The organism is Proteus sp. NMG38-2, assembly GCF_020640995.1.
Classification (GTDB): Bacteria; Pseudomonadota; Gammaproteobacteria; order Enterobacterales; family Enterobacteriaceae; genus Proteus.
In genome coordinates, this window is the sequence record NZ_CP085481.1 from 1,632,675 (window position 1) to 1,650,212 (window position 17,538).

General features: G+C 38.0%; 14 protein-coding genes. 7 read left to right on the forward strand and 7 right to left on the reverse strand.

Features of this window, described 5'->3' with window-relative positions; all coding sequences use genetic code 11:
* Positions 1 to 72 precede the first annotated feature (72 nt).
* Positions 73 to 573: a flagellar biogenesis regulator UmoD gene (umoD, locus tag LG402_RS07590; protein ID WP_109409370.1), complete on the forward strand. Its 501-nt coding sequence runs from the start codon at positions 73 to 75 to the stop codon at positions 571 to 573.
* Between the two features lie 33 nt (positions 574 to 606).
* On the opposite strand, the gene LG402_RS07595 is transcribed toward umoD, so the two are convergent.
* Positions 607 to 1,817 (reverse strand): IS3 family transposase gene (locus LG402_RS07595; RefSeq protein ID WP_227335837.1). Its coding sequence is split into 2 segments (ribosomal slippage): positions 607 to 1,475 and positions 1,475 to 1,817, totalling 1,212 coding nucleotides; the frame shifts between segments, so codons are not numbered across the junction.
* Positions 1,818 to 1,956: 139 nt separating this feature from the next.
* Positions 1,957 to 5,400, reverse strand: a complete 3,444-nt coding sequence (gene mfd, locus LG402_RS07600) for a transcription-repair coupling factor (protein ID WP_227336722.1) — start codon at positions 5,398 to 5,400, stop codon at positions 1,957 to 1,959.
* Positions 5,401 to 5,593: 193 nt separating this feature from the next.
* On the opposite strand from mfd, the gene lolC reads away from it, so the two are divergent.
* The 5 genes from lolC to pepT all read left to right on the forward strand — a co-directional run bounded on the left by lolC (position 5,594) and on the right by pepT (position 11,033).
* Complete coding sequence (lolC, locus tag LG402_RS07605) at positions 5,594 to 6,796, forward strand: lipoprotein-releasing ABC transporter permease subunit LolC (RefSeq protein WP_227336723.1); 1,203 nt, start codon at positions 5,594 to 5,596, stop codon at positions 6,794 to 6,796.
* Between the two features lie 40 nt (positions 6,797 to 6,836).
* Positions 6,837 to 7,547: a lipoprotein-releasing ABC transporter ATP-binding protein LolD gene (gene lolD / locus LG402_RS07610; protein WP_166540194.1), complete on the forward strand. Its 711-nt coding sequence runs from the start codon at positions 6,837 to 6,839 to the stop codon at positions 7,545 to 7,547.
* Positions 7,547 to 8,794, forward strand: a complete 1,248-nt coding sequence (lolE, locus tag LG402_RS07615) for a lipoprotein-releasing ABC transporter permease subunit LolE (RefSeq protein WP_227336724.1) — start codon at positions 7,547 to 7,549, stop codon at positions 8,792 to 8,794. The genes lolD and lolE overlap by 1 nt, the downstream gene beginning before the upstream one ends.
* Before the next feature lie 84 nt (positions 8,795 to 8,878).
* A complete protein-coding gene (gene cobB / locus LG402_RS07620) occupies positions 8,879 to 9,736 on the forward strand; it encodes a Sir2 family NAD+-dependent deacetylase (RefSeq protein WP_109409366.1) in 858 nt (285 codons plus the stop codon).
* A gap of 52 nt (positions 9,737 to 9,788) precedes the next feature.
* Positions 9,789 to 11,033, forward strand: coding sequence for a peptidase T (gene pepT, locus LG402_RS07625; protein ID WP_109409365.1), 1,245 nt, complete (start codon positions 9,789 to 9,791; stop codon positions 11,031 to 11,033).
* Between the two features lie 88 nt (positions 11,034 to 11,121).
* Here pepT and LG402_RS07630 read toward each other — a convergent pair whose 3' ends face one another.
* Positions 11,122 to 11,832, reverse strand: coding sequence for a vWA domain-containing protein (locus LG402_RS07630; protein ID WP_227336725.1), 711 nt, complete (start codon positions 11,830 to 11,832; stop codon positions 11,122 to 11,124).
* A 285-nt stretch (positions 11,833 to 12,117) separates the two neighbouring features.
* Between LG402_RS07630 and LG402_RS07635 the strand changes: the two genes are divergently transcribed.
* On the forward strand, positions 12,118 to 12,396 hold the full coding sequence (locus LG402_RS07635) for a hypothetical protein (protein WP_166540165.1): 279 nt from the start codon (positions 12,118 to 12,120) through the stop codon (positions 12,394 to 12,396).
* Between the two features lie 98 nt (positions 12,397 to 12,494).
* Here LG402_RS07635 and LG402_RS07640 read toward each other — a convergent pair whose 3' ends face one another.
* From LG402_RS07640 to purB, 4 genes are all read right to left on the reverse strand, one after another.
* On the reverse strand, positions 12,495 to 13,616 hold the full coding sequence (locus LG402_RS07640; RefSeq protein WP_075672658.1) for a cupin domain-containing protein: 1,122 nt from the start codon (positions 13,614 to 13,616) through the stop codon (positions 12,495 to 12,497).
* A 185-nt stretch (positions 13,617 to 13,801) separates the two neighbouring features.
* Entirely contained in the window at positions 13,802 to 15,265 is a 1,464-nt protein-coding gene (gene phoQ / locus LG402_RS07645) for a two-component system sensor histidine kinase PhoQ (RefSeq protein WP_109409362.1), read from the reverse strand.
* Position 15,266: 1 nt separating this feature from the next.
* A complete protein-coding gene (gene phoP, locus LG402_RS07650; RefSeq protein ID WP_109409361.1) occupies positions 15,267 to 15,941 on the reverse strand; it encodes a two-component system response regulator PhoP in 675 nt (224 codons plus the stop codon).
* Positions 15,942 to 16,155: 214 nt separating this feature from the next.
* Positions 16,156 to 17,526 carry an adenylosuccinate lyase gene (gene purB / locus LG402_RS07655; protein WP_166540164.1) on the reverse strand — a complete coding sequence of 457 codons (1,371 nt, stop codon included), beginning with the start codon at positions 17,524 to 17,526 and terminating at the stop codon, positions 16,156 to 16,158.
* Positions 17,527 to 17,538 lie beyond the last annotated feature (12 nt).

Below are 17,538 nucleotides of genomic sequence, written 5' to 3' on the forward strand. Positions count from 1 at the left end.
TTATCGTGAAAAAATGGCTTTGTATTGCACATCTGTAGCAATTAAGGATAAAACAGATAAAAAGGGGTAAAAGTGAGTGTTGATGTCAGAAAGTACACACTGATAGGACTAATCATTGCATTAGCTATTCTTTTATTTATTGCATGGAGGTGGGTATTTCCCCAGCCTCAATTTGCTCATGTCGTTTCCGCTACACCGATTAAATCAACAGTATTTGTGACAGAAGAGTACTGTCATCGAATCGGTTTACCAACACCTTTTACACCCGAAAAATTGTCACGATTTCATCCGGCAGAGCAAGAATGCCGTGTGTTTTATATGATTGAAGCACTTAATAACAGCAATATCGCAAATTTCCCTTATCCTCAATTCAAAGAGTGTATTCCGATTTATCGACAAGAACGTAGAATTGTAGGTTATGATGTACTTTACACTATTGATGGCACGCCGGGTAAAGTGCGCACCACGTTTAAACCTGGCGAAGTTATTGCTTTAGACGCTGATGGTAGGCTGATCTTAGAACAAGAACCCTATTGTTCAATGAATGAAAAAATTCCTTGCCGTAAAGACTAATACTGACTAGTCCTGATATAGGTTGACAACTTTTCAGGCATAAAACGCTCGATGTACTTCATCGGGCGTTTTATAGTTTAACGATAAGTGTGGCCGTTTTTCATTATAGAGTTGAATTGATTCTTCTACTAATTTTCTTGCTTGTTCTAGATTACTCGGTTTTATCAGTAGATACTCCATTTTTAATATTCCATTAATTCGTTCTGCTAAGGCATTTTGATAACAATCATACCCATCAGTCATAGAACATTGAATATTATGCTCTTTATGTATCTCCTGATATTCCGAAGAACAATACTGTATCCCTCGATCTGAATGATGGATTAACGAAGTTGTCGAAGTCCGTTTTTTTAACGCCTGAACCAACGATTTCTTCACTGAACTTGTTTTCATATTGTTATCTAAATGATATCCCACGATTTTTCGTGAATACGCATCCGTAATTAAACTTAAATAAGTATCACCTTCATGCGTCGATAAATAGGTAATATCTGCCACCCAAAGCTGTTCTGGTTGTGTGGGGATAAACCCTGACTTAATTAAATTAGGATGCCGATGAAAACGATGATGGCTTAAGGTTGTTCGATGATAAGCCCGTTTATTAGGCACCAGTAACTGATGTTCTTTCAATAAAGAAAATAGCCGATCACGACCAATAACCATCTGTTTTTGCTTTAAAATAAAATGTAATTTACGCCCACCCAGTCGAGGTTGTAAGACTCGTTCAGATTTAACAACATCAATAATGGCCGAATCTGCTTTCTTTCGTTCCTCAGTTCTATCCAGCCTCTTGTAATAAGCCTGTCGGCTGATCTGCATAAAACGGCAAGCAATTGTTACGGTGAGGTTTTTAACCGTTTTTTCTTTAATAACTCGGCTTTGCGCTTTTTTGACAAACGAACTCCAAAGTCTCTATCCATGACTTTAACCACAGCTTCGAAAAAATCGGATTTAAGCCGAGCTTCTTCAAGTTCCTTTTCAAGGATCTTAATGCGTTGTTCCGGCGTTTGTTGTTTAGAAGATTGGGTCATAGCTGAACCTCTATAAAAAGTATCAGGGGTACCGTTTGACCAATCTAACCTACCATGTTTACGAAGCCAAACTAAAACAGTAGAGCATCCTTGTATACCATAGTGATCTTGGGCTTGTTTATAGGTTATTTCGCCTTTTTCAACTTGGTCAACAAGCTGTAATTTAAAAGCGAGAGAATAATCGCGTTGAGTCCGTTTAGTGATTGGTTTCATTACATTCTCCAATTTCAGATTGGAAAAGTGTCAACCTTATTTAGGACGGGTCATACCAATAATATAAAAAGGCGTAATGAAGGAAAAAATCACTTCAGTTACGCCTTTTTATTAGCTTAAGTAACGGTTAGCTCTTGCGTTATTTCATCTTATGATCATCGAATGCGCTTAACATATCATCAATAAAAGTAAGACGTTTTTCACGTTCAGCTAAATCAATAATAAACTTCAATTTAGATGGGCCATCTAAGCGGAAAACAGCAGGTTGTTCTTGAAGCAAACTAATCAAATAGCCCGGATCAACCTTGTTTTTCTCGCCAAATTCAATAAATCCACCTTTGTCATGGGCTTCAATACGAGTAATACCAAGGCCCATAGCGTTTAAACGAATAGCTGCATTACGCAGTAAATAACGACCAGCATCAGGTAATTTACCAAATCTATCAATTAACTCTGCTCTTAAATCATTAAGTTCATTTAAATCAATCGCACTTGCAATTCGTTTATAGAATGAGAGTCTGACATTTACATCTGGAATGTAATCATCAGGCAATAAGACGGGCATTCTTAATTCAATTTCAGTTTGTTGATTAGTAAGATCTTCAAGCGATGGCTCTCTGCCATCTTTAAGAGCTTCTACCGCGCTTTCTAATAATTCCATATAAAGTGAGAAGCCTACGGTATTCATTTGACCGCTTTGTTCTTCACCAAGTAATTCTCCTGCACCTCTAATTTCCAAATCATGTGTTGCCAATGCAAAACCTGCGCCCAGATCTTCCAGTGAAGCAATTGCCTCTAAACGTTTATGAGCATCTTTTGTCATAGCTTTAGGGTGTGGTGTTAACAAATAAGCATAAGCTTGATGATGAGAACGACCTACACGACCACGTAACTGATGTAATTGTGCTAAACCAAAGTGATCGGCACGCTCAATAATAATGGTGTTCGCGCTAGGTATATCAATACCTGTTTCGATGATGGTAGTGCAAAGTAACACATTAAAACGTTGATGGTGGAAATCATTCATCACACGCTCAAGGTCACGTTCACGCATTTGTCCGTGACCAATTCCAATACGTGCCTCTGGTACGAGTGCAGCTAGTCTTTCACGCGCTTTTTCAATATTTTCAACATCGTTATACAAATAATAAACTTGTCCACCACGTAATGTTTCACGCAAGATGGCTTCTCGCACCACTAAATCATCATATTCCCGCACAAAGGTTTTCACAGATAAACGGCGTGCAGGTGGCGTTGCGATAATAGAAAGATCACGCATACCACTCATGGCCATATTTAACGTGCGAGGAATAGGCGTTGCTGTCAGTGTTAAAATATCTACATTAGCACGCATGGCTTTAATGCGTTCTTTGTGGCGAACGCCAAAGCGATGCTCCTCATCAACAATGAGTAGCCCTAAATCTTTCCAGTGAATGCTAGGCTGTAGTAATTTGTGTGTACCAATGACGATATCAACAGTACCTTCAGCCAGTTTTTCTGTAATTTGTTGCTGTTCTTTTGCACTACGAAAACGCGAGATCATCTCAATATTAACGGGCCAATTGGCAAAACGATCGCGGAAATTATCAAAATGCTGCTGAGCCAATAGGGTGGTTGGGACTAAAATTGCAACTTGTTTATTATTGTTAACCGCGAGGAATGCAGCGCGCATTGCCACTTCTGTTTTACCAAAACCAACATCACCACAGACTAATCTATCCATTGAAATAGCTTGGCACATATCACTTAATACGGCATTGATCGCTGTTTCTTGATCGGGGGTAGTTTCAAAAGGAAAGCTTTGTCGGAATGCGTGATACTGCTCTTTATCCATTTTAAAGGCAAAGCCCGTTTTTATTTCACGCTGGGCATAAACATCTAACAGTTCTGCTGCAACATCACGGACTTTTTCAGCCGCTTTTTGACGAGCTCTTACCCATGCATCGCCCCCCAATTTATGTAAAGGGGCATTTTCATCAGCACCACCGGAATAACGACTGATTAAATGCAATGATGAAACAGGGACATAAAGCTTGTCATTACCTGCGTAGCTTAACATTAAGTATTCAGCTTTAACGCCGCCTGCTTCTAAGGTTGTCATACCTTGATAGCGTCCAACACCATGCTGAAGATGAACAACAGGTTGGCCTATGCTTAATTCGGCAAGGTTACGAATTAAAGTATCGGTATTAATTGCCCGACGATTGTCTTGACGACGACGATTAATTCTTTCGCCTAACATATCGCTTTCACAGATCATGGCTAATTGACGATGACTATCAATAAAACCGTGTTCAGCTGCACCAATAATAAAATAGGTTCCTTTTTCTTGGGCATCTGATAACTCAATGATCTGTTTAGGGGCAATTTTTATCCGTGATAACAGTTCTTGTACCGTTTCACGTCGGCCTTCGCTCTCAACAGAGAAAATCACACTACCTGAAAATTGTTCTTGGAATCGACGTAGATTGTCTAAAGGGGATTTGCTTTGCGCGTTGATCGATAAATCAGGAAGTGGTTGATAACCTAAATTAGTTTGTCCTGCTTTTTCTGGCAATGTTTCTGTTTTAAGTTGAATTCGTGGCCACTGTTTAAGTTCTTTATTAAATTTATCAACACTGAGCCAAATATCATCAGGAGGAAGCAATGGTCGCATTGGGTCAACACGACGACTTTCAAAACGTTGGTTGATGTCTTGCCAGAACTTATCTGCGAAATCTTGTAGATCTTGCGTTACTATCAGCGTGTTTTTGGGAAAATAAGCAAATAAGTTAGATAAAGGCTGTTCAAAAAATAGCGATTGCCAATATTCAATCCCAGTAGGCAATATGTGTTTGCTGACTTGCTGATAAATATGTTCAGGATCACGTCTTACATCAAAGCGCTCACGCCACTGACTACGAAAGAGCTCAATCGCATTAGCATCTGTAGGAAATTCATGTGCGGGCAATAAATTTATTTGCTCCACTTCTATTAATGTTCTTTGGGTATCAACATCAAAAGTACGCAGGCTATCAATTTCATCATCGAAAAAATCAATACGATAAGGAAATTCACTTCCCATAGGAAATAAGTCAAGCAATGCACCGCGTGTTGCATATTCCCCGTGTTCTAACACTTGCTCTACATGGCGATATCCCGCTTCATCGAGTGTTTTACGTAAATTATCACGAGAAAGTACCTCTCCTTTTTGCATTACCAACGCATGACTTGCGAGATAATCCGTAGGGCAAACTTTCTGCATTAACGTATTGACGGGTAAGATTAAAATTCCCTTGAGAAGTGATGGAATACGGTATAGCGTAGAAAGGCGGTTTGAGATAATTTCTTGGTGAGGCGAAAAACTGTCATAAGGCAGCGTTTCCCAGTCCGATAATGTCTCTACTGGATAATCACAAAACTGACGGATTTCATCTTGTAAACGTAATGCATTTTGCATGTCACGAGTAACAAGGACGACTAATCCAGAATGACGTTTGATGATCTCTGCACATTCTAGAGCACAAGCGGCACCAGTCAGTTGACCTAGCTGGCGAGTATCCCCTTGTTTTATAGGAAGTTGATAACGATATTCTGAGGACATAAGCGTGTAATGTGAACTCTTTGTTGTAGTTAACTCCCAACACATCTTCAGCGTACTCGCTAAAGCTTAAACTGGCGGGCAGGTTAAGATAAAAGAAAAACCACAGTTTGGGAATAGAGTGGTTCCATTCAGTAAGACTACCCTTTATTATCCCTGAACACTTCGCATTAGCAACAGGAACAGCACAGATTTCATGTACAATTCTGTCTCATTTTATATAGGGCTCCGTTATATGCGGGGTCGCGCGGTCGATAAGTTCGGCCGCTTCGTCTCATGGCTATCCGCTTTAGGGATCATGTTAGGTGTAGCAGCGCTTATCACAGTGACTTCTGTCATGAATGGCTTTGAGCGTTCATTGCAAGAAAGCATTCTTGCTTATCTTCCACAAGCCATAGTGACATCACCTAACGGACAATTACCCCGACAATCAAATATAGCCGAAAATCTACTGACGCGAGAAGGTATCATAAACGTTGTCCCTTTAGTAGAAGGTGATGTTGTTTTGCAAAGTAAAGACAATATCAGCGTTGGTGTCATGTTAGGGATTGAAAAAGCACAAGATGAACCTTTAACAAAACATATTCGTTATGGTGATTTCTCTATGCTTAAATCGGGTGAGTATGGCGTGATCTTAGGAAGTGGCTTGGCTAAACAACTGAAAGCAAAAGAAGGGGATAAAATCCGTCTGATTGTGCCAAGTGTTAGTCAACTCACTCCAATGGGAAGATTACCCAGCCAACGATTATTTACTGTTAAAGGCATTTTCCAAAGTGGTGGAGATGCTGACGCCTCTCAAATCTTAGTTAATCAACAAGATGCAGCACGTTTAATGCGTTATCAGCCGGGTAATATTACAGGATGGCGTCTTTTCTTTTCTGATCCTCTCAATATTGAAAAATACAGTGCTAAACCTTTAGCTGAAAATTTAAGCTGGAAAGATTGGCGCGAACGTAAAGGTGAATTTTTCCAGGCAGTTAAAATGGAAAAAAATATGATGGGATTATTATTAAGCTTAATTATTGCTGTGGCTGCTTTTAATATTATTACCTCACTTTCTTTATTAGTTATGGAAAAACAAGGAGAAGTGGCTATTTTGCAAACCATGGGCTTAAAACGTTCTCAGATTATGTCCATTTTTATGTTGCAAGGTGCTGGTGCAGGTATGTTAGGTGCTGTTGCTGGCGGTCTTTTGGGGGCATTACTCTCTAGCCAATTAAATACTATTATGCCGGCGGTAGGACTTATTCCACAAGGTGTTGAATTGCCTGCAACGCTTGAGTGGAGCCGCGTATTTATGATTGGCTTTGCTGCCATTATAATTTCCCTTTTATCTACTTTATACCCGTCTTGGCGGGCCGCGACTATTCAGCCAGCAGAGGCGCTACGTTATGAGTAATTCTTCGATTAATAAACAGCCAATGGCATCAGAAAAAAATATGCAAATTGACAAAAATTGTTTATTGGATTGTCACGCCCTGTGTAAACAATACCAAGACGGTACAATTTCAACCCAAGTGCTGAAATCGGTTTCATTTAAAATGGAAAAAGGTGATTTTTTAGCGATTGTGGGGAGTTCTGGTTCAGGTAAAAGTACCTTATTACATTTATTAGGTGGCTTAGATTCACCGACATCAGGTGAAGTCTTCTTTGAAGGGCAATCACTTAATACATTATCTTCTTCAGAAAAAGCCGATCTACGTAATACACAACTGGGTTTCATTTATCAATTCCACCATTTATTACCAGATTTTACTGCACTTGAAAATGTGGCAATGCCATTAATGATTGGTGGAGTTAGTGTTGTAAAGGCGAAAGAGAAAGCGATGTCTTTACTTGAAGCGGTTGGCTTAAAAGAGCGTGCTCATCATCGACCTTCAGAGCTTTCAGGTGGTGAAAGACAACGTGTTGCGATTGCAAGAGCATTGGTTAACGATCCTGCATTAGTACTTGCGGATGAGCCAACAGGTAATCTTGATCAGAAAAATGCCGAAGGTATTTTCGAGTTATTGATAAAATTAAATAAAGAGAAGCAAACGGCTTTTCTAGTGGTGACGCATGATTTATCACTGGCGGCTCGTTTTCAGCGTCAACTTGAAATGAAAGATGGTCAATTACAGCCACAAAACATGATTTCAGGAGTGAAATAATGGCGCAATTGCCACTTGCATTAGTGACAGCTTTACGTTTTTCAAGAGGGCGAAAACGTGCGGGAATGGTTTCATTAATCTCGGTTATTTCAACACTGGGTATTATGCTTGGGGTTGCTGTTTTAATTATCGGTTTAAGTGCTATGAATGGATTTGAACGCGAATTAAAAAACCGTATTTTATCTGTCGTTCCTCATGGTCAAATTTATTCAGTTGAACAGCCATTTGTACAATGGCAATCGGCATTACCTCGGATTGGAAAAACACCAGGGGTTGTCGCGGCTGCGCCGTATATCTTATTAACAGGGTTGTTAGAGAAAGGTACTGAACTAAAAGCAGTGCAAGTTATGGGCGTATCTCCTGAAAAACAAGGTGATATCAGCTTATTACCTCGCTATGTACAAAATAATGCATGGCAAGATTTTCGGGCGGGTAAGCAACAAATTATTATTGGGCAAGGTGTTGCAGACGCATTAAAAATTAAACAAGGTGATTGGCTAACGGTATTAATTCCGAATAATGATGATCCAACTAAGCTATTACAGCCTAAACGTATTCGCCTACAAGTCAGTGGCATATTTAAATTGAGTGGAATGCTTGATCACCAATTAGCATTAATTCCTCTAGCAGATGCTCAACAATATATGGATTACGGCCAAGGTATTACAGGGATTGAAGTGAAAACGGTTGATCCGTTTTTGGCTAATGAAATTATTCATAATGCAGGTTTAAATAGTGAAGAGTATGTTTATGCTAAAAGCTGGATAAGTGATTATGGCTATATGTATAGCGATATTCAAATGATCCGTAGCATTATGTATTTATCCATGATCTTAGTGATTGGTGTGGCTTGTTTTAATATTGTTTCAACACTGATTATGGCGGTAAGAGATAAAAGCAGTGATATTGCTATTTTACGTACGCTCGGCGCACGTGATAGCCATATTCGTAATATCTTTTTATGGTACGGCTTATTATCAGGCATGATTGGCTGTATTGCAGGTGTTATTTTTGGTGTGTTAGTGGCTTATAATTTGACACCTTTAGTATCTGTTATTGAATCATTAACAGGGCATAGTGTACTTTCTGGTGATGTTTATTTTGTCGATTTTCTCCCTTCAGAAGTGCATTTGATTGATGTGTTTTCTGTATTTATCACCACTGTGATCTTAAGCCTGATAGCAAGTTGGTATCCTGCTCGTCGAGCCACTAAACTAGATCCTGCAAGAATTTTAAGTGGACAATAAGTTTATTGACATACAAAGAAGAAAAAACGCTTAAAATAGTGACGCTAGAAACGCGATATTTAAACTTGAAAACCAAGGATTGTAATGATGAAACTTAAACTTCGTCATCGTCGGCTTAGGAAGTTTCGTAAGATCAAAAGTTTACGCAGACAACATTCACGTTGTCGTTATTTTCATCTCACCCATAAAACGGAACATGAAATGAATTTACCCAAAGTTGTCGTATTAACAGGGGCTGGCATTTCTGCTGAATCAGGAATTAAAACATTTCGTTCAGAAGATGGATTGTGGGAAGAACATCGTGTTGAAGATGTTGCTACACCTGAAGGTTATCAACGCAACCCACAATTGGTTCAGCAGTTTTATAATGAACGCCGTCGTCAATTGCAACAACCTACCATTCAGCCGAATGAAGCGCATTATGCACTAGCGAAACTTGAGCAACGTTTAGGTAAAGATAACTTCCTTCTTGTAACGCAAAATATTGATAATTTACATGAAAAAGCGGGGAGTCAGCATGTTTTACATATGCATGGTGAATTATTAAAAGTACGTTGCCCACAATCCCGCCAAGTTTTTGAATGGAAAGGTGATTTAGAAACAACAGATCACTGCCATTGTTGCCAATTTCCATCACCACTACGTCCGCATATTGTCTGGTTTGGTGAAATGCCTATTGGCATGGATGAAATTTATCGAGCGTTGGCTGAGGCTGATATTTTTATCTCTATTGGTACTTCTGGTAATGTCTATCCTGCGGCGGGTTTTGTTCATGAAGCTAGGCTAACAGGTGCTCACACTGTTGAGCTAAATCTTGAGCCAAGTTTGGTTGAAAGCCAGTTTGAAGAAAAACATTATGGGCCAGCAAGTCAGGTTGTTGATGAATATGTTCATAAATTGTTTGAATTAATTAATGATCCTAAAGCTGATTTGACGCAATAATTATTTTATAGAGTTCCCTATTATTGTTATTAGAGAGATCTTAGGGGGCAAAATGGATAAATTATTAGAACGTTTTTTTGAATATATTAATTTTGATACACAATCAAAACCATCTTCAAAAATGTCACCAAGCAGTGATGGTCAGCTAAAACTAGCTAAGGCATTGGCACAAGAATTAAAAAAACTGGGTTTTGCTGATGTAACACTCAGTGACAAAGGATGTGTAATGGCAAGTTTGCCATCCAATGTCTCTTGGCCGGTGCCTGTAATTGGTTTTATTTCGCATCTTGATACAGCGCCGGATTTTTCTGGTAAGCATGTAAAACCACAAGTGCTTGAAGATTATCGTGGCGGTGATATTGCATTGGGTATTGGTGATGAAGTGTTATCACCGGTTATGTTTCCAATCTTACACTCCATGATTGGTAAAACATTAATCACCACAGACGGTAAAACCTTATTAGGTGCTGATGATAAAGCAGGTATTGCTGAAATTATTACCGCCATGGTGCGTTTAAAAGAAACAAATAGACCTCATGGTGATATTCGTATCGCGTTCACACCTGACGAAGAAATAGGTCGTGGTGCGCATTATGTCGATTTAAATGCATTCGGTGCAAGTTGGGCTTATACCGTCGATGGTGGTGGTGTTGGTGAATTGGAATATGAAAACTTCAACGCCGCATCAGTGAATATCAAAATTGTTGGTAACAATGTTCACCCTGGTAGTGCAAAAGGGGTGATGGTAAACGCATTAGGATTAGCAACACGCATTCATCAAGAATTACCTATTGATGAAACACCAGAAAATACCGACGGTTATGAAGGTTTCTACCATCTGCAAAGTATTAAAGGTACGGTAGAAAGGGCGGAAATGCATTATATTATCCGTGATTTTAATCGTAACTTATTTGAAAAACGCAAACAGAATATGATTGCGATTGCAGAAAAAGTAGGTAAAGGCTTACATCCAGATTGCTATATTGAGCTGACTATTGATGATAGTTATTACAATATGCATGATAAAGTTGTTCAATTCCCACACATCATTGAAATAGCAAAACAAGCAATGATTGATTGTGATATTGAGCCTAACATCAAACCTATTCGTGGTGGCACAGATGGTGCTCAGCTTTCTTATCGTGGATTACCTTGCCCTAATATTTTTACTGGCGGTTATAATTTCCATGGTAAGCATGAATTTATCTCTTTAGAAGGAATGGAGGCTGCGGTGAGTGTGATCATGCGTATCGCTGAAATTACGGCTGAAAGAGAAAAGGCTAAAGTGATTAATTAATCATGTATTGAGTGTATAAAATAATAGCCGATATGTCGGCTATTATTTTTTAGTTATATATCTTAGTTATATTGTTAACTTAGATGACTTATTTACGCTCGTTATAATCTTGCTCAACAGAAGATTTCCAATCTTCATTTAATTCTTTACCTTCAATCTTAGACTGAACGGCTTTATTAACCGATTCATAGGCATTTCCATAGCCTTTGGCATCTTGAATATATTGAGTTGAGTTAGATGATTTAATACCAATACTTTCCGCTGCACTTATCGCATCAAAATTGGCACCTAGAAAGATAAACTCCCAGCCTTTCTCTTTTTCTGCTGAAGTAATTAATGATTTCACTTTTTCTAGCGAATATTCACGGCTACTATTTTCTTCGCCATCAGTGATGATCACCATCATGACATTTTTATAAGGTGAATTTGGTTTATTTCCTTCAGTGATTGCATTTCCCACCGCATCTAGCAATGCGGTATTACCTGATGCAAAATAATCATTAGCAGTTAAATCATTTATCTTATTAATATCAATGCGGTTATGTAATTTTTTAGCCTTACTATCAAATAAAATTGTGCTGATATAGACTTTTTCTGGGCGATTTTTATTTTCAGCTAAAATGGTATTGAATCCACCAATAGTATCTTTTTCATATCCTTGCATTGAACCACTTTTATCTAATACAAAAATGATATCCGTTTGTGCAGGTGGTGCTTTCTCCTTGGTTATTTCTACTGTTTTTGCAAATACCATGGACGGTAAAATAAACGCAGCAATTAAAATAATAAACTTTTTCATAGACGACTCCATTGTCGAAAAAAGAAGTAAGGTAGTAAAAATCTAATTTTATCTTAGGAGGAATTGATAAAATAAAATAGGAGAAATGACTGAAAAATAGACATTACATTAATGAGTAAACGTACTTAATTAAAAATAGAATGATTTTGTAATGATGGGCTTACATATTATTTAATATTAAACTTTTAATATAGGCTTAATATTAATAACTCTTTGATAAATTGATTTTATTGAATATCTCTTATAATCACAGTGAGATGAATAAATATAATATAAGGATATTGAATGGAAACCATAACAGGAGAATTATTAAAACCGGTAATAGAAGAGAAGTTAATTTCTCATAAAAAGCAAGTAATTAAAAAAGCTGATCGACAGTCATTTATTATTATTTCTAGCTATTTTCTGATAACTTATTTAATCTCATTTTCTCTTTATGCAACAAATAGTAAGCATACGTTATTACTTTTTTTCTTACAGAGTACATTTTTTGTTGTTATTCCTTTTCTCTTTCGTAATACAAGAGTACTTTTAAAAGAATCGATAAATTATTTAATTCGTTAAATTTTATAAGAAGTGATATTTTAAAGTATTTAATAATAAAAAAGCCCTGTAATTAATATCTCAGGGCTTTATAACTTATTATTGAAAATTAGTGATAATTAATCTTCAAAATACCAATAACCTTGATTAACTAGCTGAGTTAATAAACGCACAAATTTTGGATCAGCTAATGCATCGCCCAAGTGTTGTTTATCAATATAATCATATTGGCAAAGTGCATCCACCGCTTCTATATGATCAGTATCCATCAATTGGCCATTTACAAAACAGTTATCGCCAACACGTAACGCACGAATACCATTTAAACGATGAAGTTGCTCACCTTGTTGCAGTAAATCATGAATTTCTGCATTTTCATATAAAGGCTCTGGAACTGCGAGATCAAGTTCATGGCGAGATTGAGAAATAAATTCACCAAACCAATGACGAAATACTTCTGGTTGAGCAAGTAAATCTTCCATCATGTCATGAAGTTTATTTAACTCTTGATGTTGCACTAATGCTGGGTTTTCACGCGGTGTTAGATCTGGATCGCTATAACGATAGCTGCCTAAATCATTAGCTAACACATAGTCAGCGAAACCACTGAAAAGTTCACGCGCATTAGGTGCTCTGAAACCAACAGAGTAGTTTAGCGATTCTTCAATCGCATAGCCTTCATGTGGGAATCCAGGTGGGATATAAAGAATATCACCCGGTTCTAATTCTTCATCAATAATTGCTTCAAAAGGATCAACTTGCAGCAGATCAGGATGAGGGCAATGTTGTTTCATTGGGATTTTTTCACCCACACGCCAGCGACGACGACCTTGTCCTTGAATAATAAAGACATCATATTGATCGAGATGCGGACCTACACCACCACCGGGAACAGAATAAGAGATCATTAAATCATCAATGCGCCAATCGGGTAATACACGAAAAGGCTTCATTAATGCCGCACTAGGAAAATGCCAGTGATCGACGGCTTGTACAAGTAAAGACCAATCTTTATCACCAAGTCCTTCAAAGTGCTCAAAAGGCCCATGTTTGACTCCCCATTGTCCGTCTTGACAGCTAACAAGACGGCTATCTACTTCATCTTCCATTGCAAGACCAGCAAGTTCGTCAGGAGATAAAGGATCAACAAAACGTGAGAAGCCGTTTTTAATTAATAAAGGGCGTTTTTGCCAATGGCTTTCGAGGAATGATTGCCAATCTAAATTAAGTTTATAGTCCATTGTGTATATCCTGAATTCGGGAAGCTTGAAGTCATAGTATAATGAATTCTAACTTCCTGCTAAACATTCCTTTGAGCAATGTGAGTAATAGCGAGTAACGCTGTAATAACTGCATAGATATCATACATAATGCAGTATACAGAGTGGAGGGAAGTTTGATAAAAAACATTTTTTATCAAGAGAGGTTATTCACGCTCAGTGGTAAGTTGTTGCTCAGCAAAGGTTACAGTGATACGAGCGCCACCTAAAGGGCTATCGGTAATAGTAATTTCGCCACTGTATTGTTCAATAATATCTACAGCGATAGATAATCCTAAACCTTGCCCCGGTCGCAACGTGTCTGCTCTTGTTCCTCGCTGGAAAATAGCCTCTCTTTTTTCAGGGCTAACACCGGGGCCATCATCATCAACAATAATTATTACGCTGTTTTCATTATTACTTACATTGATTTCAACAAACTCTAAACAGTATTTACAAGCGTTATCCAGAATATTGCCCATCACTTCCATAAAATCATTTTTCTCACCTAACCACATGATTTCAGGTGAAACATTGAGTGTTAAATCAACGCCTTTTGACTGATAAACTTTGCTTAAAGCGCTACAAAGATTATCTAACAACCCTGACAGTGAATGGAGTTTTCGCGTGGTAATGTCATGATCACCATGAATAGATGCCCGATGCAGATAATAACCGACTTGTTGTGAAATTCGTTCTATTTGATCGAGCATGATAGGCTCAGCTTGCTCTATCGTCATTTGCTTACCTGATCGTAAAGAGCGTAATGTTGATTGTAATACGGCAAGGGGCGTTTTTAAGCTATGGGTAAGATCAGATAAACTTGTGCGATATTTACTATAACGGCTTCGTTCATTACGTAATAATACATTTAAATTTCGGACTAAGCCCTTTAATTCGGTTGGCGGATTTTCATCCAAATCATTACGTGTTCCTTTTTCTAATGCACTGATTTGTTCTATCAATTGTTTAATAGGCCGTAAACTCCAGTGTGCTGCTAACCAAATTAAAGGTACAACTAAGAACAAATTAGCGAGAATGATATATAAAAACCAGTCCCAAACCTGACTGACTTTTTGCATACGCTGAGGTATAGGATCGATAACTGCGATTGCCATGTAAGGCATATTATCAGCCGCAGGATAATGATTAATTACCACTGAGTGAGTTAAAAATTCGTTACTTGAATATTCTTCAAGTCGTTTGAGATAAACACGGTATTGAGGCAACTGTTTTAGCATTAAACGAGTTATTTTGACATCAACCGAAATTTCAAATAACCCTTCTTCATGACGCCATTTATGCTTAATGCTATCAGGAATAGCTTTAGGTAAATCAGAAGGTGTCCATAAGACATTACCTTTATCATCAAAAACGACCACCAGCGATGTATTGTTATTATTCAAATTTGTTGGAAACTCAATATTCAGCTTGCCTTTATTCCACTGCGCTAAACTGTAATAAAGATTACTCTGACTGCGCATCAGCATAAAAGTGGTTTTATCTACACTGACAATAGAACCGACTATAGCAACCAACCCATAAGAGAGCGTAAGAGCCAAAATAATGGCACTCGTTGCAAGTAAAAATCGTGTTCGTAATGAGAGTGGAGAGCGCTGTTTTTTTTGCATATTAAGGTTTCATATCAAAACGGTAGCCTTGTCCACGTACTGTCACGACAACATCATCAGGGTATTTTTCTAAGATTTTTTTACGTAATCGCCCCATTAGTACATCAATAGTATGGCTTTCTTTTAATTCAGCATCTGGATACAACTGACGCATTAATGCATCTTTGCTAACAACTTTATTTTGATTGCGCATTAATGTTTCTAAGATCGTATATTCAAACGCTGTTAATTTGATTTGCTCGCCTGAAATCATGAACTCTTTACGTGACAAATCCAACTCAAAAGGCTCAATAGAGAGTGTTTGCGATGCAATTCCCATGTTTCTTCGCATTAATGCCTGAATACGTGCAACAATTTCCTCAAAATGAAAAGGTTTTGTCACATAATCATCAGCACCAGCATTTAATGCGGAGACTTTTTCTTGCCAACTTTCACGCGCAGTTAACACCATAATAGGTAACGTGATATTGTTTTCTCGCCATCTTCGAATAAGGCTAATACCATCTTCATCGGGTAATCCTAAATCTACAATAGCAACATCGGGTGTACCTTCTGCTATAAAACTATCTGCTTCTTTAGCGTCTTCTGCTGCGTCAACTTGATGGCCTGCATCACGAAACTGCACAGATAAGTGATGACGAAGTAAAATATTATCTTCAATAATTAAGATCCGCATTATTCCACCTTGAGTACAATCGGTAAAAAGACACCGTTGTAAAATAAATATAGGACATGATAGTCAGTCTATTAGATAAAAATATAAGGTTATCATAGACAATCTATTGATTAAAAAATACTGTAGCCAGCAAAGTGTTTAGGTTATAGATAGTTTTCTTCGTTTTTTTGTTATAAAAAAAGGCAGAAATTATCTGCCTTTTTCGTGTGATAAATTAGTTTAACTTATCAACAAACTGAGTTGCAAAACCAATATAACTTTCAGGAGTCATCGCTTTTAAACGAGTTTTTTCATGCTCAGGTAACTCTAAACCATCGATGAAAATAACCATATCTTGCTCAGTAATACGCTTACCACGAGTCAATTCTTTTAGTTTTTCATACGGTTTTTCAATGCCATAACGACGCATTACAGTTTGGATTGGCTCTGCTAATACTTCCCAGTTACAGTCTAATTCTTCACGAAGATGTTTTTCATTTACTTCAAGCTTATTAAGGCCTTTCATGGTTGATTGATAAGCAATTAATGCATAACCAATACCCACACCTAAATTGCGCAGAACGGTTGAATCAGTTAAATCACGTTGCCAACGAGAAAGCGGTAGTTTACTAGAAAGGTGCCCCATAACGGCATTTGCTAACCCTAAGTTTCCTTCAGAGTTTTCAAAATCAATAGGGTTGACTTTGTGAGGCATGGTGGATGAGCCAATTTCGCCCGCAATCGTTTTTTGTTTGAAGTGATTCAGTGCAACGTAACCCCAAATATCACGATCGAAATCGATCAAAATGGTATTGAAACGGCTAATACAATCAAAAAGTTCAGCAATATAATCATGCGGTTCAATTTGCGTTGTGTATGGGTTCCATGTAATACCTAATGAAGTCACAAATTCTTCACTAAATTGGTGCCAGTTTACTTCAGGATATGCGGCTAAGTGAGCGTTATAGTTACCGACGGCACCATTAATTTTACCTAAGATCTCAACTTGTGTAAGTTGACGGTATTGGCGTTCCATGCGGTAAGCAACGTTAGCAAACTCTTTACCCATTGTAGATGGGGTAGCAGGTTGACCATGAGTGCGAGAAAGAAGAGGTAAGTCGCGGTATTCTTGTGCCATTTTACTAATTGTATCAATAAGTTCACGCCATACAGGTAGCAGGATCTCTTGGCGGGCTGTTTCTAGCATAATAGCATGAGACAGATTATTAATGTCTTCAGAAGTACAAGCAAAGTGAATAAATTCAGAAACCTGATGTAAAGCAGGGATGGTCGCCACTTTTTCTTTTAAGAAATATTCTACGGCTTTTACATCGTGGTTAGTGGTGCGTTCGATAGATTTAATGCGTGCCGCATCTTCTTCATTAAAATTAGCAACAATTGCATCAAGGTAATCGTTTGCGTTTTTTTCAAAGGCGGGAACTTCTTTAATGTCGGCGCAAGATGCCAGCTTTTGCAGCCAGCGAACTTCTACCTGTACACGGAATTTCAGAAGACCGAATTCACTAAAAATAGAACGTAACGACGAAGTTTTACTACCGTAACGACCGTCAATCGGTGAAATCGCTGTCAGCGAAGATAATTCCATTGTTGGCAACTC